This is a genomic window from Luteolibacter luteus, assembly GCF_012913485.1.
GTDB classification, from domain to species: domain Bacteria; phylum Verrucomicrobiota; class Verrucomicrobiia; order Verrucomicrobiales; family Akkermansiaceae; genus Haloferula; species Haloferula lutea.
Genome location: NZ_CP051774.1, coordinates 1,374,742 through 1,396,321 on the forward strand (window position 1 = coordinate 1,374,742; position 21,580 = coordinate 1,396,321).

General features: G+C 60.9%; 17 protein-coding genes. 4 read left to right on the forward strand and 13 right to left on the reverse strand.

Annotated elements, in window-relative coordinates; all coding sequences use genetic code 11:
- Positions 1-178: 178 nt before the first annotated feature.
- Both HHL09_RS05680 and HHL09_RS05685 read left to right on the forward strand, forming a co-directional pair.
- Positions 179-2,863, forward strand: coding sequence for a PVC-type heme-binding CxxCH protein (locus HHL09_RS05680; protein WP_240963738.1), 2,685 nt, complete (start codon positions 179-181; stop codon positions 2,861-2,863).
- Between the two features lie 180 nt (positions 2,864-3,043).
- Positions 3,044-7,423 (forward strand): lamin tail domain-containing protein, encoded by a 4,380-nt coding sequence (locus tag HHL09_RS05685; RefSeq protein ID WP_169453591.1) that lies wholly within the window; start codon positions 3,044-3,046, stop codon positions 7,421-7,423.
- 255 nt (positions 7,424-7,678) lie between these two features.
- Here HHL09_RS05685 and HHL09_RS05690 read toward each other — a convergent pair whose 3' ends face one another.
- The 11 genes from HHL09_RS05690 to HHL09_RS05740 form a co-directional block, all read right to left on the reverse strand.
- Positions 7,679-9,247 carry a hypothetical protein gene (locus HHL09_RS05690; protein WP_169453593.1) on the reverse strand — a complete coding sequence of 523 codons (1,569 nt, stop codon included), beginning with the start codon at positions 9,245-9,247 and terminating at the stop codon, positions 7,679-7,681.
- A 298-nt stretch (positions 9,248-9,545) separates the two neighbouring features.
- Positions 9,546-10,175: a hypothetical protein gene (locus HHL09_RS05695; RefSeq protein WP_169453595.1), complete on the reverse strand. Its 630-nt coding sequence runs from the start codon at positions 10,173-10,175 to the stop codon at positions 9,546-9,548.
- A gap of 43 nt (positions 10,176-10,218) precedes the next feature.
- Positions 10,219-10,830, reverse strand: a complete 612-nt coding sequence (locus tag HHL09_RS05700) for a 3-keto-disaccharide hydrolase (protein ID WP_169453596.1) — start codon at positions 10,828-10,830, stop codon at positions 10,219-10,221.
- A gap of 81 nt (positions 10,831-10,911) precedes the next feature.
- Entirely contained in the window at positions 10,912-11,613 is a 702-nt protein-coding gene (locus HHL09_RS05705; RefSeq protein WP_169453598.1) for a gamma-glutamylcyclotransferase family protein, read from the reverse strand.
- 65 nt (positions 11,614-11,678) lie between these two features.
- Positions 11,679-12,386: a gamma-glutamylcyclotransferase family protein gene (locus HHL09_RS05710; RefSeq protein WP_169453601.1), complete on the reverse strand. Its 708-nt coding sequence runs from the start codon at positions 12,384-12,386 to the stop codon at positions 11,679-11,681.
- 18 nt (positions 12,387-12,404) lie between these two features.
- Positions 12,405-13,091 carry a gamma-glutamylcyclotransferase family protein gene (locus HHL09_RS26825; protein ID WP_169453603.1) on the reverse strand — a complete coding sequence of 229 codons (687 nt, stop codon included), beginning with the start codon at positions 13,089-13,091 and terminating at the stop codon, positions 12,405-12,407.
- Between the two features lie 185 nt (positions 13,092-13,276).
- On the reverse strand, positions 13,277-13,792 hold the full coding sequence (locus tag HHL09_RS05720) for a gamma-glutamylcyclotransferase family protein (RefSeq protein ID WP_169453605.1): 516 nt from the start codon (positions 13,790-13,792) through the stop codon (positions 13,277-13,279).
- Positions 13,793-13,868: 76 nt separating this feature from the next.
- Positions 13,869-14,564: a gamma-glutamylcyclotransferase family protein gene (locus HHL09_RS05725; protein WP_169453607.1), complete on the reverse strand. Its 696-nt coding sequence runs from the start codon at positions 14,562-14,564 to the stop codon at positions 13,869-13,871.
- A gap of 17 nt (positions 14,565-14,581) precedes the next feature.
- A complete protein-coding gene (locus tag HHL09_RS05730) occupies positions 14,582-15,307 on the reverse strand; it encodes a gamma-glutamylcyclotransferase family protein (protein WP_169453609.1) in 726 nt (241 codons plus the stop codon).
- Entirely contained in the window at positions 15,282-16,328 is a 1,047-nt protein-coding gene (gene obgE, locus HHL09_RS05735; RefSeq protein WP_169453611.1) for a GTPase ObgE, read from the reverse strand. Before obgE ends, HHL09_RS05730 begins: the two co-directional genes overlap by 26 nt.
- A gap of 135 nt (positions 16,329-16,463) precedes the next feature.
- Positions 16,464-18,005, reverse strand: coding sequence for an MATE family efflux transporter (locus HHL09_RS05740; protein WP_169453613.1), 1,542 nt, complete (start codon positions 18,003-18,005; stop codon positions 16,464-16,466).
- A 14-nt stretch (positions 18,006-18,019) separates the two neighbouring features.
- Here HHL09_RS05740 and HHL09_RS05745 point away from each other — a divergent pair, with 14 nt between their 5' ends.
- Both HHL09_RS05745 and HHL09_RS05750 read left to right on the forward strand, forming a co-directional pair.
- On the forward strand, positions 18,020-18,343 hold the full coding sequence (locus tag HHL09_RS05745) for a cupin domain-containing protein (protein WP_169453614.1): 324 nt from the start codon (positions 18,020-18,022) through the stop codon (positions 18,341-18,343).
- Between the two features lie 29 nt (positions 18,344-18,372).
- Positions 18,373-19,716 carry a sulfatase family protein gene (locus tag HHL09_RS05750; RefSeq protein ID WP_169453615.1) on the forward strand — a complete coding sequence of 448 codons (1,344 nt, stop codon included), beginning with the start codon at positions 18,373-18,375 and terminating at the stop codon, positions 19,714-19,716.
- Here the strand turns inward: HHL09_RS05750 and HHL09_RS05755 are convergent.
- Together HHL09_RS05755 and recF are read right to left on the reverse strand one after the other, a co-directional pair.
- Positions 19,713-20,249 (reverse strand): pyridoxamine 5'-phosphate oxidase family protein, encoded by a 537-nt coding sequence (locus HHL09_RS05755; RefSeq protein ID WP_169457684.1) that lies wholly within the window; start codon positions 20,247-20,249, stop codon positions 19,713-19,715. The two genes, HHL09_RS05750 and HHL09_RS05755, sit on opposite strands and share 4 nt — an antisense overlap.
- A gap of 184 nt (positions 20,250-20,433) precedes the next feature.
- Positions 20,434-21,489 carry a DNA replication/repair protein RecF gene (gene recF, locus HHL09_RS05760; RefSeq protein WP_169453616.1) on the reverse strand — a complete coding sequence of 352 codons (1,056 nt, stop codon included), beginning with the start codon at positions 21,487-21,489 and terminating at the stop codon, positions 20,434-20,436.
- Positions 21,490-21,580 lie beyond the last annotated feature (91 nt).

Genomic DNA, 21,580 nt, shown 5'->3' on the forward strand with positions numbered 1-21,580 from the left:
CTTGGCGGATACCCGGGATTTTTTTTCGTGGCTATCCATGAATGGTTGCCCTCACCTAAAGTGGTAAGGCCGAGCAAAACCCCGGAATTCCGTCAAAAACCCACCCAAAATGGGGAAATTGAACCTACTCAAGTTTCCGGGTAGGAATGCCTTCCGAGATCCGTATCCTGCGCACGTTATGAAGACCCGAGCCTCTATCCTCCTCGTCGCCTGCCTCACTCCCGTGATGGCAGACGAGTGGAAAGCCCCGAAACCCGCTGATAAGGTGGCTGCCAATCATTTCCACGTGCCGGAAGGCCTGGAGGTGACCGTGTGGGCCTCCACTCCCGACCTCTACAATCCGACCAACATGGACATCGACGCCGAGGGTCGGATCTGGGTTGCCGAAGGGGTGAACTACCGCGGCCACAATGGTCGCCGTCCGGACGGTGATCGCATCGTGGTGCTTCAGGACACCAATGGCGATGGCAAGGCCGATAAGTCTCACACCTTCGTCCAGGAGAAGGGACTCGTCGCCCCGCTCGGTGTCGGTGTCTTCGACAATGTGGTAATCGTTTCCCAACCGCCTGATCTGATCAAATACACCGACGTGAACCGCGACCTGGTGTTCGATCCCGCGGTGGACAAGCGTGAGGTCCTGCTGACCGGATTCAACGCCCGGAACCACGATCACTCGCTTCACTCCGTGACCGGCGGTCCGGACGGCAAGTGGTACTTCAACAATGGCAACTGCGGCGCGGAGTTCACCGACAAGTCGGGAAAGACCTTCCGCATGGGCGGCGACTACTACAAGGATGGTGGCGGTGACTGGTTCGTGAACACCCGCGAATTGGCCGGCAAGAAGAGCGATGACGGCTTCATGTGGACCGCCGGTTTCTCCGTTCGCATGAATCCGGACGGCACGAATGCCGAGATCATCGGTCACGGCTATCGCAATAGCTTCGAGCACTGCACCACCTCGCTCGGCGAACTTTTCCAGAACGACAACGACGATCCGCCCGCCTGCCGCACGTCTTACGTGCTTGAGTATGGCTCTGCCGGTTACTTCACGCGCGAGGGCAAGTTCTATCGCACCGTGAAGCGTCCGAACCAAGACCATGGCCGCAATCACTGGCGTCAGGATGATCCCGGCACTTTCGATGTCGGCGACATTTACGGCGGTGGTTCGCCGACCGGTATCGTCTTCTACGAGAACGGCGCGTTGGGACCGAAGCAAGCGGGCACCCTGCTGAGCTGTGAAGCGGCACGGAACGTGATCTTCGGCTACCAGCCGGAGCCGCAGGGCGCGACCTACAAGATGGATCGTACCGACTGGATGACCAGCAACACCACCGGCGAGTTCGATGGTGCGGACTTCACCGGTGGATCCAAGAAGGAGGAGAATCGCGAAGACGGCAGCCCGATGCTCTTCCGTCCCTCCGATGTCGCAGTCGGTGCTGATGGTGCAGTTTATGTCACGGACTGGTTCGACCCGCGCGTGGGTGGCCACGGCGACATGGATGAATCCTGCTCCGGCACCATCTATCGCGTCGCTCCGAAGAACTTCCGCCCGCGCAATCCGAAGGTGGATCTCAATACGATCCCCGGCTGCGTGACTGCACTCAAAAGCCCCGCAATCAATGTTCGCTGGACCGGCTTTGAAGGCCTGAAGGCAAAGGGTGAAGCGGCGCTTCCGGCCCTGCTCGAAGTAACCAAGGACAAGGACCCGTGGATCTCAGCACGCGGCATCTGGCTCTTGCCTTACCTCGGCACCAAGGGTGAAGAAGCTTGCAAGGAATTGCTTTCCGCGAAGGACACGCGCCAGCGACTGGTCGCCTACAAGGCTCTGAAGCGGGCGGGCAAGGACATCCTTCCCTACGCCGAGAAGCTGGCGTCCGATCCATCTCCCGCCGTGCGCCGCGACGTGGCACTTTCCCTGCGTGGACAGCCAGCCGACAAGAGCGCACCGATCCTGGTGACCGTCGCCAAGGGCTGGGATGGCAAGGACAAGAACTACCTCGAATCGATCGGTCTCGCCGCCGAGAACCAGGAGAATGAAGTCTGGACCGCCCTGAAGTCCGCGCTCTCCCCGGGCGATGCGAAGAGCTGGAACGATGCTTTCGCGAAGCTGACCTGGCGCCTCTGGCCATCCGCCGCGATCGCGGATCTGAAGGCCCGCGCCTTGGACAGCGCCTTGAACGACGACGCCCGGAAGTTCGCCTGCGAATCCCTCTCTTTCATCGATGACCGGGCGGCCGCGGACGCTCTCTTTGATGTCGCGGGAACGGATAACGCCGCCGTGAAGGCGGAAGCAATGAACTGGCTCTTCATGCGTGGAACCGGGGCTTGGGCGAAGTTCGGCATGCAGGATGAGCTGAAGAAGCGCGGCATCTACGACCCGGACAAGATCGTCCTCACCGAAGCCATCTTCCCGGGCAAGCCGGAGAAGACCAACTTCACCGTGGCAGATGTGACGAAGCTCAAGGGTGACGCAACCAAGGGCAAAGCCACCGCGCAGCGCTGCGTGATGTGCCACCAGCTCGAGGGGGTCGGCCCTTCCTACGGTCCCGACCTGAAAGGCTGGGTCTCCCGTCAGGGCGCTGAGATGGCGGCCAAGGCGATCGTCGACCCCTCGGCGGAAATCGCCCACGGCTTCGACGGCACGGCGATCAACCTGAAGGATAACCGCTGGATCGATGGCCTCGTCCGCTCGAACGGCGACCCGGTGATCGTCACCACGCAAGGCGGTCTGACCCAGATGGTACCCCGCGACCGCATCGCTGGCATGCGCGGCATGGGCCGTTCCTTGATGCTGAATGCCGACCAGCTGGGGCTTAGCGCGCAGGATGTGGCAGATGTGATCGCTTGGCTGAAGACCTACTGATCCATTCCAGATCATCTCAACCCCGGGTCGGATTGCCGGCCCGGGGTTCTTTTTTTGCCTGCCACCATGGCGAAATCGTCATGATTTTTACGTTGAAATACCCAAGCGAGGACCGGGGGATTTCTATTTCCTAGTGGCATTCCCCGGTACAAGTTTCACCGGTAGACCCTGTTTGCACGGATGAACCCCCGTTTGCTGTTTGCCCTGTCTTTGCTTGTACCCGCGTCCACTCACGCGAGTTTGGTCGCGCATTGGAAGCTCGACTCGTCGTCGGCGGAGGAAACCGCCAGCTATCCGGCCACCTGGGGCGCGGCTCCCACATATCAGAACTCGGTGGCAGCGCCGGAAAGCACTGCGGCGGCTGACCTGGCGGAAGGGAATTGGCTCGCCGCTGGAACGGGCATCGATTTCGAAAGACACCAGCCCTTCTCTGCCACGGCGTGGATCAAGGGAGGCGCACAGGACAGCGCCGTAGTCGGGGATATGGTGCAGTCGGAGGGGCCGCAAGGATGGGAACTTCATGTCGGCACTACGGTAAATGGTGCCGATAGCCAGAGCGTGACCGTTTGGCTGGCCAACGACTACCCTGCCAGCGCCATTCAGGTGAATGCCAGCGTGCCGGTCTTGGACAACCAATGGCACCACGTGGCCTTCACCTACGATGGATCTAGTAGTGGCTCGGGCGTGAAGATCTATGTCGACGGGCTTCCTGTCGCCACCACGGTCTCCCTTGATACGCTGGGGGCCAACATCTCGAATGCCGCCTTCTCTCCGCTGAACATCGGCACGCGGATGAACGGGGCGAACCACAACTTCACCGGTAGCATCGATGAAGTGGCACTCTTCAATCACGAAGCCAGCGCCGGGGAGATGGCAGCCATCTTCCAATTCGGCGTGGAGTCGGTGACCTTTCCCTACGTCGCGGACACGGTGCCGCTGCCGGGGCAAAGCGTGACCTCGCTGAGCTCGGCGGATGTGAAATTTTCGGTACCGGTCGCTGGGGTGGATGCCACGGACCTGCTGGTGAATGGCATTCCTGCCACCGGCATCGAGGTCATCGATGCGAGAAACTACCGCTTCACCTTTTCTTCCCCGCCTCAAGGGGACGTTCATTTCAGCTGGGTTTCCACCCACGGAATCGCAGGCTTGAATGAAATCGCCGCCCAGCCAGCCGGCTGGTCTTCGCTCTTCGCGCCGGTTCTTCCGACGCCACAGCTCGCGATCGCGGAGTTCCTCACGCAAAATGCCGGAGGCCTGACCGACGAGGACTTCGACACCCCGGACTGGATCGAACTGGTGAATCCGGGCAGCTCCGACGTGAACATGGCGGGGTGGACACTGACCGATGATCCTGCGCGGCCGAAACGCTGGACTTTGCCCTCGCTCATACTGCGGCCGGGCGAGCGGAAGATCGTCTTCGCCTCCGGCAAGGATCGTGCCGCCGCCACCGGCACGCTTCACACCAACTTCAAGCTTTCCGCGGAGCCTGGGTATCTTGCCCTCTTCGATCCCTCGGGAAATCCGGCTCACGCCTACAACTACCCGCGGCAGGAAGCGAATATCTCCTTCGGATTGCTGGCCGGGGCCAAGCCTTCCGACGGTCGCGCCGCCTGGCGCTACCTGACACCTACCCCCACCGCAGCAACGAGCGGCGTCGTTTATTCCGGCGCAGCCATCGAGGAGGTCAAGGCCACTCCCGAAATCCCCCAGGCGGGCGAGCCCGTCACGGTCACGATCCGCATCTCTCCCGAGACCGTGCTCTCTTCCCCGCCGGCGCTCCGCTTCCGCTTTCTGCACGGCGCCGAATCCCAGACCGTCTTCGCCGATGACGGCCTGCATGGGGATGGTGCCGCTGGCGACCGCGTGTGGGGAGCCGTGATTCCGACCACCCTCGCGGGGCAGATGGTCCGGTGGAAGGTCTCGCTGACTAGCAACGGCCTCATCTCCCGCTGGCCGGTGAACACGAACACGAATGTCCCCCTCCCTCTCTACGAAGGAACCGTGGTGGGCGGCAGTCCTGCCGGACAAGCGCTGCCAGTCTACCAGATCTTCGTTCCCGGCTACACGTTCCCCACGACGACCAACCAGACCGGCATCGACTCGGACGCAGGTGCGCGCGGCGCATTCTTCGGCAACGGCAAGCTCTACGACAACGTCCTGATCCGGATCAAGGGTACCACTTCGCGCTACCTCATGAAGCGCTCGCACCGCGTGGACTTCAATCCGGGCCGTGACTTCGAATGGTCTCCGGACTACCCCGCACAGCGCGAGTTGAACCTGAACTCCGAGTACAACGATCCGAGCTATTTGCGGCAGAATCTCCAGCTCTGGATGCACCGCGATTCCGGAAATGCCGGCTCCCTTCATTTCCCGGTGCGGGTGACAATGAATGGCCAAAATTGGCACCTCGCCTTCCACACCTACTCGGCGGACAGCGAATTGATCGAGACCATGGGTCTCGATCCTCGCGGGGCGCTCTACAAGCAAGTGGGCACCCTCAATACTTCCTCGAATCCTGAGAAGAAGAGCCGCCGCTGGGAAGGTTACTCCGACTACTATGCCCTCCGCAGCGGCATCGCCTCTTCCGCCAGCTCGGCGTCCAAGTCGCTCTACATGTTCGACAATTTCAACCTTCCCGCCGTGATCAACTACCTCGCGGTGGCGCGCATCGCACAAGAGGGCGATGACGTTTGGGCGAACATGGTCGTCTACAGGGACAGCGATGGCACCCGCGAGTGGCAGCCGATCCCCTTCGACCTGAATCTTTCCTTCGGGCAGCTCTTCTTCGGAGGCGATTGGGAGAACACGACTGTCCACGCCACCATGGATGCCAACAAAAGCCATCCGCTCTACGGCTCCGCCTCTTGTCTCGCGAACACCGGACCAGGCACCTACAACCGTCTCTACGACGCGGTGATCCAGAATCCCACCACGCGCGCGATGCTGCTCCGCCGGATCCGCTCGCTGATGGATCGCTATCTGATGGCGCCCGGAACCCCGGCGGCAAACTCGCCGCTGGAAGCCCGCTTCGATTCGCTCGGCGCGCTCATCCAGGCAGATGCCGATATCGACCGTGCCCGCTGGGGACTTCCCCCCAATGATGGTGCCTATGGTCTTGGTCCCGGCATCTCGCCCGCCCAGGGACTTGCCACCTTGAAGTCCTCCTTCCTGGTGCCTCGCCGGACTCACTTCTACACCACGCACTCGGTCAACAATACCGGAAAGCTCATCGGCCTGGGGAACAACAACAATGCCGGGATCCCGAATGCACAGGTGGCAAACCCGACGATCAACTTTGGCGCAACGGTGGCGAACCCGCCCACAGGAAATCAGGACGAGGAATACATCGAGCTGGTGAATCCCGGCACGGCCGCGGTGGACATCAGCGACTGGCTGTTGCGAGGTGCGGGCGGCTCCTTCACCTTCAAGGGAGGCACCGTAGTTCCCGCGGGCGGCTCGATCTTCGTTTCGCCAAACGTCCGTTCCTTCCGCTCGCGCGGCAGCTCGCCGAAAGGCAGTGAAAACCGTTTCGCTGTCGGCCCCTACAGCGGCCATCTCTCGCCCTACGGTGAGAAGCTGGTTCTGGAAAATGCCGTGGGAGGAATCGTGGCACAGCAGCAAGTGGCAGCGGACCCGAATGCGCCTGCAGTGAACATCGAGGTGACCGAGATCCTCTCGAGCAGCAACCACGTGGACAACACGATCAATGGGGACTGGTGGGAGCTCACCAACAACTCCACTCAGGCGCTCGATCTCGCGGGCTTCTCGTGGGATGACAGCCGTGACCTCGCAGGCCAGGCGGTCTTCGGCGCGGTTACGATCGGTGCCGGGGAATCGATCATCATCCTCGATGAAGACGATGACGATGAAGCTCATCTCTTCCGCCAGGCTTGGGGGCTTCCCGACTCGGTGAAGATCCTCACCCGCGAGGACTTCGGCATCGAGAGCATGCGGGGGCTCGGCAATGGCGACTCGGTGATTGTTTACCTGCCCGGCGGCTCGGAAGTCGCGCGTGCCAATTACCCGGCCCATGTCGCAGGCCGCTCGAGGGCGTGGTTCCGCAATGGCACGGCGGTGCAGGGCGGCTATAGCACACTCGGCAAATATGGAGCGACGGCGTCTTTGGAAGACCCGGGAGATGTCGCCTCGCCGGGCTTCGCCGCGGCAGATCCCGCTTCGCTCACCGATCCCTATGAGGTGTGGGCGGCTGCTCACGATCTGTGGTCCAGCGCTGCGACATGGGAGGCAGACCCTGATGGCGATGGCCGCTCGAACCGGACGGAATATGCCTTCGGAGGCTCGCCTGACTTGGCCGACTCGGCGCCGGCTCTCCTGATGCAGCGTGCGGGAGCAGACGTGCTGTGGACCTTCACTCGACGAAACAATGACGCTTCTCTGGTGGTGAAAGTGGATTCGTCCCCTGACATGACCACTTGGACCGAGACCACGCTTCCCTTGGTGAGCCAAGTCCCGCACCCCACGATGAGCGGCTTTGTCACCGTCACCTACCGGATCACGCCGGCGGATGATGCGAGGTTTTTCCGGGCGCGGACGGATTGATCGAGTTCCGGTTGCGAGAGGAAGAGTCCACATGGAAGGAACTTGCCAAGGCGGCGGCTCATTCCGGACATCATTCTGTGGTCCCCACTGCTGCCTTCCGCTTCGAAGTGCCCAAGTCGGCCGCCTGTTCCGCCTGTTATAACATGAAAAATAACAGGCGCTTGTTTCCGGCACGCGACCCATGGCCGCTTTGCTTGAGACATATCGGAGAGGTCACCCTTCCGGAAGCATCTCCTAAGGTCCCCACCGGTGGCGCTACTTCTTTGGATGCCCGTGGAAGAGATACATGGCACCGTAGGTCCAGTTCGGGCCTTCCATACCGGGGAAGTTCGCGCGGTCGAACGTGAACATCACGTAGGGTGCCGCGTAACCTTCCGGCAAAGGCACGACACAAGGCCAGACGCGGGCATTGGCCTGCTCGTTCCAGGGCGGCATTTGCACATCGAGTTTTCCCAGCGGCTTGAGCTCGGGGAAGGAACAAACGTGGAAAGAGCGATCGGCGCTTCCGAAAAAGGCATATCTCACGCCATCGATCACCTGGAGGGTCGTCCCCGTGCTGTCGGAGTCCACCGGTCCGGCGATCCTTGAGAAATCCCCATCCCAACGGGACGACTCGAAGACCGCAGCCTTGTAGCCGCCTACATTCTGGCAAAGCAGCATCCGCCACTTTCCGGAAGCCTTGTCGAAGACGCCGTGCGGATCCTCGTAGTCGCCGACCAAGCCCATCGGCGAGGCTTTCATCACCGAGAAGCCCCTTCGCGGGTCCTTCCTGCTGTGGATCGCGAGGATCTCCTTCTTCTCTTTCTTGGCGGGATCCCCATAGGCGCTGAAACCAGTCGTCCAGCCACGCCACTCGCCCGAAGGACGATCGAGGAAAAGGTGGGAGGCGAGGTCATTCCGCAACAGGCCATCACCGCGATCGAAAACGATCATGCCCTCGAAACGCGGATCGAAGACCCCGGGATCGAGACTAAAGACTCCCTGCGCCGGATGAGGCAGGCCGCCGCCACGCACGGTCGCGGTGAACCAAAGCCTTCCTTGCTCCAGCAAAGGCGTGCCTTCCTCATCCGTGACCGGGCGGATATCCGCCTGGCCCATACCCGGAGTGATCGCCGCGCTACATTTGCCAACGGTGACATAGGCTGTTTCTTGAGAGGCCACACGGAGATGCGTGGACATGGCTGAAAATACGGCCCGCTTGCGGAGATCCAGGTGAGCCACCACATCGGCACGTCCCACCAAGCGCGTGAAGCTCCCTTGCTGGACGTAGACGTTGAAGCCGACGCCCGCCATCTGAACGAGGAGGCGGAACTTCCCGCGAAGCTCGCCGACTGCTTCGGGATTCGCTTTTCCCTCTAACAGGACCTTGCCCTCCTTGACCAGACTCCAGGAAACACCTTCGCACTCCCCATCACGGATGCTCGCCATGATTTGCATGACTCCGCCTTCCTCATGAAGAAACTCCAAGCCGACGTCAGCCGCTCCTTTGACGAAGCCGGTCTCCAGCGAGTAGGTAGCGAAGGGATTAAAGCCACCAAACCAAAGCGTAGTATCCGCCGCAGCCGGCGAATCGATCTGCAGGCCGCCCTTTTCACAGCTGACCGTCGCCTTTCCCGCGCCGCGACGGGTGATCGGATGCATCACTTCCAAGCCGACCACCTTGGAAGGATCCAAGCTCGCGAGCGGGATCGTTTGGTCATCATCGAAGATCAAGCGTGTGGTTGCCTGCCGGGTGAACTTGATATCGACCGGCGAGACCTCGGCTCTACCGGAGGTCGCCATCAGAAGCAGAGCGAGAAGAGGCCTGGTCGTGCGCGAGATCATGAGGGAATATAGTGATAGAGAAGTCTCCGCAACAATCACAAGGAGGCGTCATTGGGGAGGGACGGCGAGCCGCTTCTTTATGGGGCTGCTTCTTTGGGTGCCTAGCGCTCTTCCTAGCTGTCCCGCCGACCAAGCCTGCTTCTTTTTGCGGGCCAGAACGACCCATTCCACGGATAGGACGGATTTACTGAATCTTCTTCGATTCATCTCAGCATGAGGCCTCGCCCGAGGCTTCCCGGAGGAAGCCTGCCCGCGTTATAGCGCTTCGAAAAAAGCGCCACTCCCAAGGCGCGTTGCGCTAGCGGGGATGACTCTCCGCGTGGGCCTGCTGAATGAGGACGGCCATGGCATGCGGATGAAGGCCGCCGATCTCGAATGTTTCTTCCGCACGCTGGTAGTAGAAGATTCGCCGCTTCACCCAGCGAAGGATCAGGAGGCCCAGCAGAAGAGCGGCGGGCAGCAGCGGCGGGATGACAGCAATGAATGCGGAGACAAACCAGAAAAGGATCACGCCCGCACTGGTCCAGCCCCAGAAGCGCTGCTTCAAGCGGGTGCGGTGAGTGACAAAAATCCGGAGGTCCATGCCGCGATTCAAAACCGGGGTGGCCAAACCGGCGATAAAGCCCACAGCACCGACAATCCCGAAAGTTACCTGGACACTCTCGGGAAGACCTACAAGCGCGGCTCCAATCGATCCTCCAATGCCACCGAGGAAAGCGAATCGCGGCCAAAGAACCCGCCGGTAGACCTGCAACCGCATCATCGTCATCCGATCCGCACGGACACCCGAATAGGGATCCACCATCGGCAGACATGCATCCCGCTCCGCCCACAAGCGGCCATCTTCGATCCGCCATCCTCCGGAGCGCGGAGCCTCCGGCAAATGCTCCTCTTGGACTTGCGAGGGTGCGTAGGGATTGAAAGACATCGGGCGGAAGGATCTAGATGCTTCCGCCCGATGCAAACCTAGCTTAGTCGAGCTTCTTGACGCGAATGTTCTTGTACAAGGTCGTGCTGCCCTTGTCATGAGCCTGGATGGCGAAGGTGCCGCCTTCCGGCTCCAGCTTGCTCTTGCCTTCTTCCGGCTCGTAGTCCTTCACGATATCCTTGCCGTTGACGCTAACGTTGACCTTGCCCTTCTTGACGCGGATCACGTACTTCATCCACTCGTTGTCCTTGAAGGGCTCCTTGTTATCCACGTAGTTGTAGAGGCCACCGGACTTCTTCCAGTCGGACTGGGTGTTGTTCACCTGGACCTCATAGCCGTGGGAGGGCCAGCCCTTCTCCTGATAGACGGAGGAAATAAAGACGCCACCGTTCGAGTTCGGCTTGGTCATCACGTCGAGGCGCAGTTCGAAATCCTTGAACTTCTCGCCTTCCTTGCCGGCGTAGAAGAGGTGCGCGCAATCGCCGTTCGCGACGATCGCACCGTCCTCCACCTTGAAGGCCCCGGGATTGTCACCGACCTTCCATCCGTCGAGGGTCTTGCCATCGAAGATGGAGACGAAACCGGCCTCCTTTTGAGCGGAGGCGGTAAGAACAAGCGCGGCAGATGCCGCGAGTACGGAGAAGAACCTTTTCATATCGGGGACAGGTTTACGCCGAGATTCGGAGCCGTCTATCCCGTTCACGGTCATTTGAGTTTTCCACTCATTCGGAGAGACTTACGAGATCGCCACGACGAGCCCGAGAAATGCCGAGATCAGCAGCCAGACCTGGCAAAACCCGGAGGCGATCTCCCGGGGACGCCTGAAGCCTTCGCGCCGCCGCTTGGCGAGGGCCGCGGCCATGATCCCGACGAGAGGCGCCCCATAGATGAAGGCGACCAGAAGCCAGGTGCCTGCCCGCCCGGTTTGAGCCGGGGTAAAATCCAAGCCGATGGCCGAGGCTACGAAAAGGGTCATCAACGCCGCGGCGATACAGATGGTGACCCATGAAAAAGCGGACGCAGCTCCCGGTTCCGCGACGTCCAGCCAATCGCCGGAAGCAATGCGGCGCGACTCGTCCACCGGTCCTTTCCATTCGTAAACCCAAGCCCAAATCGTTTCCTCGTGGGGGATTCCCTCGAGGAACACCGGCACTTGGACGCGGCGATATTCGCTGCCTTCGATTTCGCCGGCCGCGAGTCCCTCGAATTCATCGAGCGCACGCATCTGATCCGCACCCACGCGGAAGACATCTCCGCTGACCCAACCAAGGTCCCGACCAGTAACGAGACCGGGATACCATGAGATCACATAGAGACTACCTTCCACCCGGCCTCGACTAACGAAATCCGCACCCTCCATCCGGAAGGCATTCGAGCCGCCGTGGCGCAGCGTGCCATAGACAAAGACGAGTTCCTTGGATGCGGCGGAGTCAGACATGCGCGGATGATGGCGGATGGCGATGGAGATTCTGTGCCAATCCCGGAACGAACTCAACTCCGGCCTCATCCCAACGATTTCACCAGCTCCATCAACGCCGCGAGCGCGACGATGAGAGCCGGAATCGAGGCGATGGCAAGAAGCACCCAGAGAGCAAGTCGCCCCTCTTGCCAACGCTCACGCCGCTTCCCGGCAATCCACAGTGATCCCAAGCCCGCAACCGGGGAAAGCAGCCAAAAGACCGACAAGACCATAAAAGCGGCTTGGGATCCGATGCTACGGCGAGGAACAAGCGGGACGGAAAGCAGCAGCCCGGGAATAAAAAGCAAACAGAGCAATGCGATGGCAGTGAACATCGGAGTCTGCCGTGGAATACAGTTCTCTACCCAATCACCAACTTCCAGGACGGGATATCCTTGCTCAGGACCGGTCCACTCCCAAGTCCATGCATCGATTTCGGCTTGGCCGAGATTATAGGGGCGGACCTTGACGATCACTTTGCGAAAACGACCGGCTTTTCTTTCCACATCGGGAAGCTCGGCGGCAGCGATCTCGCCCAACAGTTCGGGGTCGCAGCGATAGAGATCCCCCCTCACGAAGCCGCCCGATACTGACGTTACCAAGGCGGGTGACAGCCCGATTTTATGAAGCCTTCCTTGAACGAGCGCCGGGCATACGAATTCTGCTTCAGCCATCCGGTAGTTTTCCGGTGCTCCACGGCGCAGCACTCCGTAGAGGAAGACGAGTTCTTTCTTATCGTCATCAGGCGACATGGCTGATGATAAAATGCTCTAGCTAAAATCCTCGAAGAGAAAGTACCCAACGCACGCAAGCGCCGCCAAACCCTCAAGAATGAGAAGTCCGGTGATAATCCCGCGAAAGATCCGCCAGCGCTCCCTCCGTCGTGCGCCGATGGATACTGCCCACAATCCAACCACAGGGCATAGAACTGAAGCAACAAGGGCTACGACGCCGCAAGTCACCTGCCAGCGGCCTCCAATAAAAAGAGCAATCATGCCTACCCAGCAGACTACGGGAGCCCCTATAAAACAGGAGGTTCCAATCCACGCAAACCACGGTGGTGTCCAAGGAAAGAGATAGTCCATCCAGTCTCCCGAAGCGATCGACCGGCTGCCACTGACAGGCGCTGTCCACTCCCAAGTCCATACTCTTTCGCCCCGTCCCAGCTTCGTCCACCCCTCGACGGGGATGTGTAGGCGTTTGCATGATTCGCCAGTGCCGTGATATTGATCCAGAGCCTCCAACCGGTCATGGGAGATACTGTAGAACTCCCCTTTCACCCATCCTTGTCCGCGACCGAGCACCACGGCGGGCCTACCGGATATCTGATAGAGCCGTCCTTCCACCTGTCCATGCGCGATAAGCTCCGCTTCTTCCATATGGAAGGCATCCGGTCCGCCGCGGCAGAGTGAACCATAGACGAAGATGAGGTCATTCTTGTGGTCATCGAGCGGCATGAATCCGGCGAAAAGGGTTAGAAAAATCTCTTCGACACGGCGAGCAGAACCAAGAGCGAAGGCATCAACAAGCCCGCAACTATGAACAAAAGGCAGCCGGACATCCTCTCCCTACGGCGATGGGCGAACCACGCAGCGCCGAGTCCTGCAAAGGGAGTCAGGAGAATAAGGATCGCCAGGCAAATCTAGAACGCGACGGGCACCGGAAGCGAGGGAGTGACAAGAGCTGCAAATACCCCCGGAATCAAGAGACCAGCTAGAAGGCAGGCCAATGCGATAACAGTGAACCAAGGAGCAGTCTGACGATCGATCCAGTCTCCGGAGGTGATCAATTCCTGAGGTCCCTCCAAATCCTCCCATTGCCAGCCCCATACTTCCATCGCCGGGCGACCATACTTCACTTCGATCACCGTGATCCGTTTGCGGCGGCAATTCCCATTCCCCACGATCCGTGCGGTTTCCGCCATGATCGCATCGAGTTCCCCCAGGAGCTTTGGGTCGACGCGATAAATCTCTCCTCGCACCTTTCCTCTTCCGTCTCCGGAGACCATCACGGGAAGCCCCGATACGGAAAGCAAGGAACCGGGGGCAATTCCGACACCGACTTGTTCGGCGCGATCCAACTTCGAGTCCATCATCCCGTCGCGACATTGGGCTCCGTAGAGGAAGACGAGTTCTTTCTTATCGTCAGCAAGCATCATGAATGGGCAGGCAGAATTCAATCACTTCGAATCAAAGTAGAATGCCCGCACCCGCGATTAGGATCCAAGACGCCGGCTAATGGAACATCTGAAACACCAGGCTGCCTACCTGCAGCAATACCAGAACCAATACCAGCAGCAATCCGACTTCAATCACCATCAGGAACCCTGAGAGCCGCTCGGTGCGACGGCGGGCGATGTAGACTGCCGCGAGGCCAGCAAGGGGTGCCAAGAGGGCAAGGATCACTAAAGAAACCCACAATGCAGCAAACCCCGGAACCGAGGGCGCGGCAGCAGTTGAGATCACCCCCGGAATCAAAGTACAAGTTAGAAGGCAGGTCAACGCGATGAAGGTGAACCAAGGAGTAGCCTGCCGGTCGACCCAGTCTCCGGAGCTGATCAATTCCTGAGGTCCCTCAAGGTCCTCCCATTGCCAGACCCATACTTCCATCGGCGGCCGGTCATACCTCACTTCGATCACCGTGATCCGTTTGCGGCGGCAATTCCCATTCCCCACGATCCGTGCGGCTTCCGCCATGATCTCATCCAGTTCATCCAGAAGCTTCCGATTCACTCGATAAACATCACCGCGAACCTTTCCCAGCCCGTCTCCGGAAACCATCACCGGAAGTCCGGCCACGGAAAGCAGGGAGCCGCGAGCAGTTCCGAGACCGACTTGCACGGCGCGATCCAGCTTCGAGGCCATCATCCCATCGCGGCATTGATGGCCGTAGAGAAAGACGAGTTCCGTGCCGGGATCATCGGACAACATGGATGAATCAAGGTAATCTAACGTACCATCTCTAACGCTGCGACTAGGGCAAGCATGGAACTTATCATGAGCCCCGCCACAATGAACAGCAGGCAGCCGGACATCCGCTCGCTACGACGGTGGGCGAACCACGCCGCGCCGAGTCCGACAAAGGGGGCAAGCAAGGCCAAGATCATCAGGAGCCAAGCGAAGATCTCCCCACCGGGCGGAGCCGGCGCCGGTGGGCGAGGCTGAAGCAAAACTGCAAGTGGGGTGAGAAAGAAGGCGAAGAGGCAGCCCAATGCGATCGAGGTGAACCAAGGAGGTGCTCGCCGGTCCAGCCAGTCACCGGATGCAACTAGCTCCTGCGGGCCCTCGACGTTCTCCCATAGCCAGGTCCATACTTCGATCGGCGGATCATTCCCTCTTACCTCTGCGGCCATGAGCTTGCCGCGGCGACAGCTTCCGTTGCCGATGAGTCGGGCCACCTCTTGCATGATCCCATCGAGCTCCGCCGACAAATCGCCGTGCACCCGATAGACCTCTCCCCGCACCTTACCCTCCCCGTCATCGGAAACCATGACGGGGAAATTCGACATCGAAAGGAGTCGTCCCGAGACCACACCTCCACCGACAGGCTCGGCGTGGTTCAGCTTGCCGGTCATGACGCCATCGCGCCACTGGTGGCCGTAAATGAAGACGAGCTCCCCTTCTCCGATGAGAAGGGAGTGAGTGGGGCTAGACCTTGTGTCCGACTTCGTCATCCAAGTAGAGCTTGAGGGCATCCAGCCCCTCTTCAAGCTCTGCGGAGATCGGGATCACCTTCACCTTCGGGAAGCGGCCTTCGAAGATCTTCAGGTTCTCTTCGGCTCCCTCCATGTCCATCTTGTTGGCGATGACGATCCATGGGAAGCGGGCGAGTTCCTCATCATACTCGCGGATCTCCTTGCGGAGGATCTCGAGATCGGAAATTGGATCGCGGCCTTCACTTCCGGCCATATCGACGACGAAAAGCAGGACACGGCAGCGGGTGATATGGCGCAGGAACTCGTGACCGAGGCCGCGGTTCTCGTGAGCGCCTTCGATGAGGCCCGGAATGTCCGCCACGGTGCAACGGCGGAAGCCGCCGAACTCGACGACGCCGACGCTCGGCTGGAGCGTGGTGAAAGGATAGGCGGCCACCTTCGGGTGGGCATGGGAGAGCTTGCCGAGCAGCGTGGATTTCCCGGCATTTGGGAAACCGACGAGGCCGGCGTCCGCGATGCGCCGGAGTTCAAGATAGAAGACCCCGGATTCACCTTCCTCGCCCGGCGTCGACTCGGTCGGCGTGCGGTGCGTCGGCGTGGCGAAGTTCGAGTTGCCGAGACCGCCCTTGCCGCCCTTGCAGAGAATGAACTTCTGGCCGTACTCGGTGAGGTCGGCGATCGGCTCGAGGTCGATGCCTTCATCGCCGCGCTCGAATTCCACCGCTTCCTGGACCGTGGCGGCATTACTGCGATAGACGACGGTGCCCGGCGGGACCTTCGCGATCACGGTGTCGCCACCCTTGCCGGTCTTGCGCACGCCGCCGCCATTCACGCCTTTCTTGGCGATCAGCTTCGGGTCATAGTGGAACTGGCGGAGATTGTCCGTGGACGGGTCCACGATCAGGATGACGTCGCCGCCCTTTCCTCCATCGCCACCGTCCGGGCCGCCGCGAGGCACGAACTTTTCCCGGCGGAACGAAACGGCTCCGTTCCCGCCGTTGCCTGCCTGGGCGAAGATGCGGATGTGGTCGATGAACATGGGGCGCGGAGACTCGGGGCTAAATCCTGTGCGGTCAACGGGAAAGGAGGAGCCCGCCCGCCGGTGGATCTAACCACAGATCGGCCGGATGGAAACGGGGAATTTCACGACAAGCGGGAGAAGCCCATGCGCCTTCTAAACTCTTGCATTCAGCCACTTACCACGGAAATGAACCCAAGCAAAGACGAGTGCCTGGGTGATGAGATCCAGAGAAAAGACGACCCAGACCACCCTGAGATCGAACCAAGGCTGGTCCTTGAACCACCACAGGACGCCGATCCGGTAGAAGATCATGCTGCCGAAAGACCACTGCATGACCACATTCGTGGCACCCGCGCCGCGCATGGAGGTTTTCAGGATAATGCAGGTGGCAAAGAAGGGCTGGGCGGCGGCGCAGATCAGGACGAGGGGAGAGGCCACCTCCTGAAGATGGCCGCTATCCGGGGCCATCAGCTGGATGAGAGCATCCCGCCCGAAGATGAAAAGAATGCCGATGCAGCCCATGAGAGAGGCGGCGACCTTCCAGCAGAGGCGCACGGAGCGGATGGCCATTTCCTTCGACCCGGCACCAAGGTATTGGCCCACCAACGCGGCGCCGGCGGTGGCGATCGCCCAACCGGGCAGGAAGCTCATCGACTCGACGCGGATGGCGAGGATGTGCGCGCCGAGATTTCCCTCCCCCGGGAGGGTGGCGATGACGTGGATGCCGTAGGCGTGGATGGCCCACATGCAGCCGATCTCCAGCGACTGGGGTGCGCCGACCCGGAGGATACGGGTCATCGTTTCCCAGTGAGGCCTGAGACCGGCCAAGCTCCAGCCGAGCGGACTGCTGGATCTGATGAGGAGCAGGGAAACGGTGAGCAGGCCGGCGATCCAGCCGCAGAGGGTACCGGTGGCAATTCCCGCGACGCCATGGCCGCCGAAGGGTGCCGGGCCGAGGGCGAGGAGGCTGCTGACGATCATGTTCACCACATTCACCACACACATGCCGATGAAGGGCGTGCGGGTATCGCCCGCGCCGCGCAGGGCGGCATTGATGGCGAACATGGCACCGCTGAAGGGACCGGTGATGGCGAGGATGCGGAGGAAGTCCTCGGCATGTCTTGCGGCCTCCGGACTGAGTCCGACGCCCTTGATCAGGAGCGGGATGCCGAGTTGGAGAATGAGTAGGGACATCATGCCCGCCGCGATGCCGAGCCAGACGCCTTGGCCGAGGCCGCGCTTCGCGAGGTCGCTATCCCGAGCACCGGTGGCGCGGGAAACAAGGGCCATGACGCCGGTGGCGACGGCGCCTTGGAGGATATTGAAGAACCACCCGACGTAGCCGCCGAGCCCCATGGCATCGAGGATTGCGACCCGGTCATGGCCGTCGCCGATGCGTCCGGAGATCAGCAGGTCGGTGAAGCCGACGCAGAAGGCGAGGACCTGCTCCAGCAGCGGCCAGAAGGCGAGCACGGCGACTTGCTTCGACAGGGAAAGGCCCGCAAGGCGCCCACCGAGAGAGACTTCCGGCACGGCACGCTGGCTGGCCTCGATACTCAATCCCGGTTTCGACATCGCTCGGCGCGAGGGGTAGCGGGTCGCCGCGGGGTTTTCAACCGTTGCCTTTGGAAGTGGTGAAAGGTGATAGATCCGGACAAAGGGCTGCCGTGATCCTTGCGGCGGAACGCGAGGCAAGCTGAGATGATTTCATGCCGCTACCCACCGTCACGAATCTGTTTCCGCCTGCGGATGGAATGCCCGGGCGCGAGAGCTTCGCCACCTTGCAGGAAGGCCGCGCTTTCACTTTCGAGCACATCGTTTCCCGCGGCGAGGCGAGCCCGCCGGATTTCTGGTATGATCAGGAGCGGGATGAGTGGGTGATGCTTGCCCGAGGTGAGGCATTGTTGAGGTTCGAGGACGGAGACCTGAATCTGAAGGCGGGCGATGCCCTCACGATCCCAGCGGGAGTTCGGCATCGGGTGGAGACGGCCTCGAACGATGCGGTTTGGCTGGCGCTGCACTTCCGGGGATAAAGCACGACGCTTGAAGCGTAGTAAGGGTGATGAGGTGGATGCTGGCGGTTCTGATGTTAGGTGCGGCGCGAGCGGAGGAAGCCCGCCCGAATATCCTTCTTCTCTATGCGGACGACTGGCGGCACGACACGCTGGGCTGCGCGGGAAATCCTGTGGTGAAGACCCCGCATCTGGATGCGCTGGCGAAGGAGGGGCTAAGATTCACGCGCGCCTGCGTGACGACTTCCATCTGCGGGGTGAGCCGATCTTCCCTGCTGACGGGCCAGTGGATGTCGCGTCATGGCAACCGGGGCTTTGACATGTTCAAGACGCCCTGGGAGCAGACTTATCCGGCATTATTGAGGGAAAGCGGGTATTGGACCGGGCACGTCGGGAAGTGGCACAACGGGAAGTTTCCGGCGGGGCGATTCGATTTCGGCAGGGCTTACGATGGCCGGCATTGGCTGATGCAGCCGGGTGGATCGCAGGTGCATGTGACCCGCAAGAATCAGGACGATGCGCTGGAGTTCCTGAAGGGACGGCCGAAAGACAAGCCCTTCTGCCTGACGGTGGCTTTCTTCGCGACGCATGCGGAAGATGCGAATCCGCAGCAATATCTACCGCAGCCGGAAAGCATGTCGCTCTACGAGAATGTGAAGATTCCCGTGCCTGCCACGGCGACGGATGAGGCGATGCGCAGGCTGCCGCCTTTTCTCCAGGCACCCTCGAATGAGGGCCGGGTGCGCTGGAAATGGCGCTTCGACACACCGGAAAAGTATCAGGCGATGATGAAGAACTATTACCGCATGGCAACGGAGGTGGATGCCGTCTGCGGTCGTGTGCTGGATGAGTTGAAGGCGGAAGGCGAGCTGGATCGCACCATCGTGGTCTTCACGACGGACAATGGTTACTTCCACGGCGAGCACGGCCTGGCGGACAAGTGGTATCCCTATGAGGAAAGCATCCGTGTTCCTTTGATCGTGCGCGATGCGAGGATTCCTGCGGAGCGACGGGGGATGACGGATGAGCACTTCGTGCTGAATGTGGATCTGGCACCGATGTTTCTGGACGCGGCCGGAGCCAAGGTTCCGCAGACGATGCAGGGAAAGGATTTCTCGGCGCTCTATCGGGGCGATGCGCGGGAGTGGCGGGAGGCTTTCTACTACGAACATCCGACCATCACGAACAAGGAGCGCATTCCAAGCTCGCAGGCTTGGGTGACGAAGGACGCGAAGTTCATCCGCTGGCCAGAATTCGGATACGAGGAGTTCTTTGACCTGAAGAAGGATCCGGGAGAGATGGAGAACCGGATCAGGGACGAAAGCAGGAAGGGCGAGATCGAGGAGATGCGCCTGAAACTCGCGGAGCCGGAGGCGGCTGTTGGAGGAGGCTAGGGCCGGATCTCTCCCTCGATCGAATCGTCGAGCGTCTTCCCGATCATCGCCCCGATCATGACTTTCAATCCGGCGACGGTATTGCCGTGTTTGGTATCCCAGTAGTAGCCGCTTTCCGGAGTCACGGCGATTGCCGTGATCCGCGGATCATCGATGCCTTCCGTGAACCAGGTCTTGATAAAGGGGCTCCACAGATCGCGGATGATCCCCTTGTCCGTGGAGATGCTGGCTCTGCCGTGCAGCACTAGGAAATCGGAGTGCTTGGAACCTTGGAAAAATAAAGAGACGCAGGGATCCTCGGAGATCTCCTGGTTCTTGTGGCTGTCGACCGGGCTCAGGAACCACAGGCGCCCTTCCTCATCCACCTCGCGAACGCTCATGGGACGGGAGCCGCTGGATTCACCGGTGCCGACCCGGGTGCAGAAAAAGCAGGTGCCTGCGATTTCCACGAGCTCCTTGATCTTCTCCACGGCCGCTTGGTCGCTGAGGTCCGCGCGGTTGTCTTCCTCCTGGTTCTGATTGATCGAGTCCATGATGACCGGATCTTTCGCAGGGAAGATGCCAGCAGGTGCTGACGGGGAAGTTCCCGCCCGCAGCACGGGAGATTGAGGCATCTTGCTTCGATAGTGTATCGCTTGATCGAATGATGCCCTGCAATCTGCGCGACCAAGGTGCAAGCCGCCCGAAGCTCGCTATGGCTTCTCACATCCCTGAAGATCAGCTTATCTCCCCTGCCTTCACCGTATAGCGGTTCATCCCACCTAGGCCGTGGGATTCTTCCAGCCAGCCGAGGTGGGTGGTGGTGATCCATTTTTGCGCGTGCGCGGGCAGGGCATGGAGCACGGCATTGCGGCGGCCGGGGTCGAGTTCGCCGAAGACATCATCGATAAGATAGACGGGCAGGCTGCCGCGGGCCGCGGCGAGGGCTTCGCCTTGGGCGAGCTTCAGCGCGAGCGCCACGGTTCGCTGCTGGCCTTCGCTGGCGAACTCGGCGGCGGAGAGTCCATTGACCGTGAGCAAGAGGTCATCGCGATGCGGTCCGACGAAGCTCTGGCGCTGGCGGCGCTCGCGCTCGCGGGCTTGCTCCATCGCGGCACGGAGGTCAGCCCCGCCGGCTGGGCGATACTCCAGACCGAGTGCTTCGTCCTTCCCGCTGACCTGCTGCTGGGAGGCGGAGGCCCGCGGAGAAAGCAGGGAAACCATGCGGGCGCGGGAATCGACCAGCAGGCTGCCATCGGCGATCATCACTTCCTCATAGGAGCGGATCTCTTCCTCGCGAGGGCGCGGGTCCTTCAGCAGGAGGTTTTTCGCCTTCAGCGCGCGGCGGTAACGGGCGAGCGCCGTGCGGTAGCCGGGCTCGATTTGGGAGCCGATGAAATCGAGGTAACGGCGGCGACCTTCGGCGGAACCGCGGACGAGATCGAGATCCTCATTTCCCATCCAGACCAGCAAGCCGCCATCGGCGAGGTAAGTGCCGGGACCTTCGCGCGGCTCGCCGTCCACCATCAAATCCAAGCCGCCCTGCCAGCGGACGCGGCGCTCCATTTCCCATGCTTCCCCGGCGATTCCGAAGCCACTGCCGCTGCCCATGCGGGTCATGGCGGGCATCCGCCGGGTGCGGGGCGAGTGCAGGCGGACGAGCATGCAAACGGCCTCTAGGATGGAGGTTTTCCCTTGGGCGTTGTCCCCCGTGAAAACCGCGCCTGCGGCCGGAATTTCCAGCGAAAGCCCGGAAAAACAGCGAAAATCGACGGCGCGGAGGGTGCGGAGCACGGGGAGGAGTAGCGGGTAGCCGGAAGCGAGTAGCAAGGGGGAAAGGCATTTTGGTATCGCTCCCCCGCCCGGGAGGCCGTTTCCGCCGCTA

Coding starts and splice junctions, on each gene's coding strand:
- HHL09_RS05680 (WP_240963738.1), top strand. CDS start 179: ATGAAGACCCGAGCCTCTATCCTCCTCGTCGCCTGCCTCACTCCCGTG.
- HHL09_RS05685 (WP_169453591.1), top strand. CDS start 3,044: ATGAACCCCCGTTTGCTGTTTGCCCTGTCTTTGCTTGTACCCGCGTCC.
- HHL09_RS05690 (WP_169453593.1), bottom strand. CDS start 9,247: ATGATCTCGCGCACGACCAGGCCTCTTCTCGCTCTGCTTCTGATGGCG.
- HHL09_RS05695 (WP_169453595.1), bottom strand. CDS start 10,175: ATGTCTTTCAATCCCTACGCACCCTCGCAAGTCCAAGAGGAGCATTTG.
- HHL09_RS05700 (WP_169453596.1), bottom strand. CDS start 10,830: ATGAAAAGGTTCTTCTCCGTACTCGCGGCATCTGCCGCGCTTGTTCTT.
- HHL09_RS05705 (WP_169453598.1), bottom strand. CDS start 11,613: ATGTCTGACTCCGCCGCATCCAAGGAACTCGTCTTTGTCTATGGCACG.
- HHL09_RS05710 (WP_169453601.1), bottom strand. CDS start 12,386: ATGTCGCCTGATGACGATAAGAAAGAACTCGTCTTCCTCTACGGAGTG.
- HHL09_RS26825 (WP_169453603.1), bottom strand. CDS start 13,091: ATGCCGCTCGATGACCACAAGAATGACCTCATCTTCGTCTATGGTTCA.
- HHL09_RS05720 (WP_169453605.1), bottom strand. CDS start 13,792: ATGATGCTTGCTGACGATAAGAAAGAACTCGTCTTCCTCTACGGAGCC.
- HHL09_RS05725 (WP_169453607.1), bottom strand. CDS start 14,564: ATGTTGTCCGATGATCCCGGCACGGAACTCGTCTTTCTCTACGGCCAT.
- HHL09_RS05730 (WP_169453609.1), bottom strand. CDS start 15,307: ATGACGAAGTCGGACACAAGGTCTAGCCCCACTCACTCCCTTCTCATC.
- obgE (WP_169453611.1), bottom strand. CDS start 16,328: ATGTTCATCGACCACATCCGCATCTTCGCCCAGGCAGGCAACGGCGGG.
- HHL09_RS05745 (WP_169453614.1), top strand. CDS start 18,020: ATGCCGCTACCCACCGTCACGAATCTGTTTCCGCCTGCGGATGGAATG.
- HHL09_RS05750 (WP_169453615.1), top strand. CDS start 18,373: ATGAGGTGGATGCTGGCGGTTCTGATGTTAGGTGCGGCGCGAGCGGAG.
- HHL09_RS05755 (WP_169457684.1), bottom strand. CDS start 20,249: ATGGACTCGATCAATCAGAACCAGGAGGAAGACAACCGCGCGGACCTC.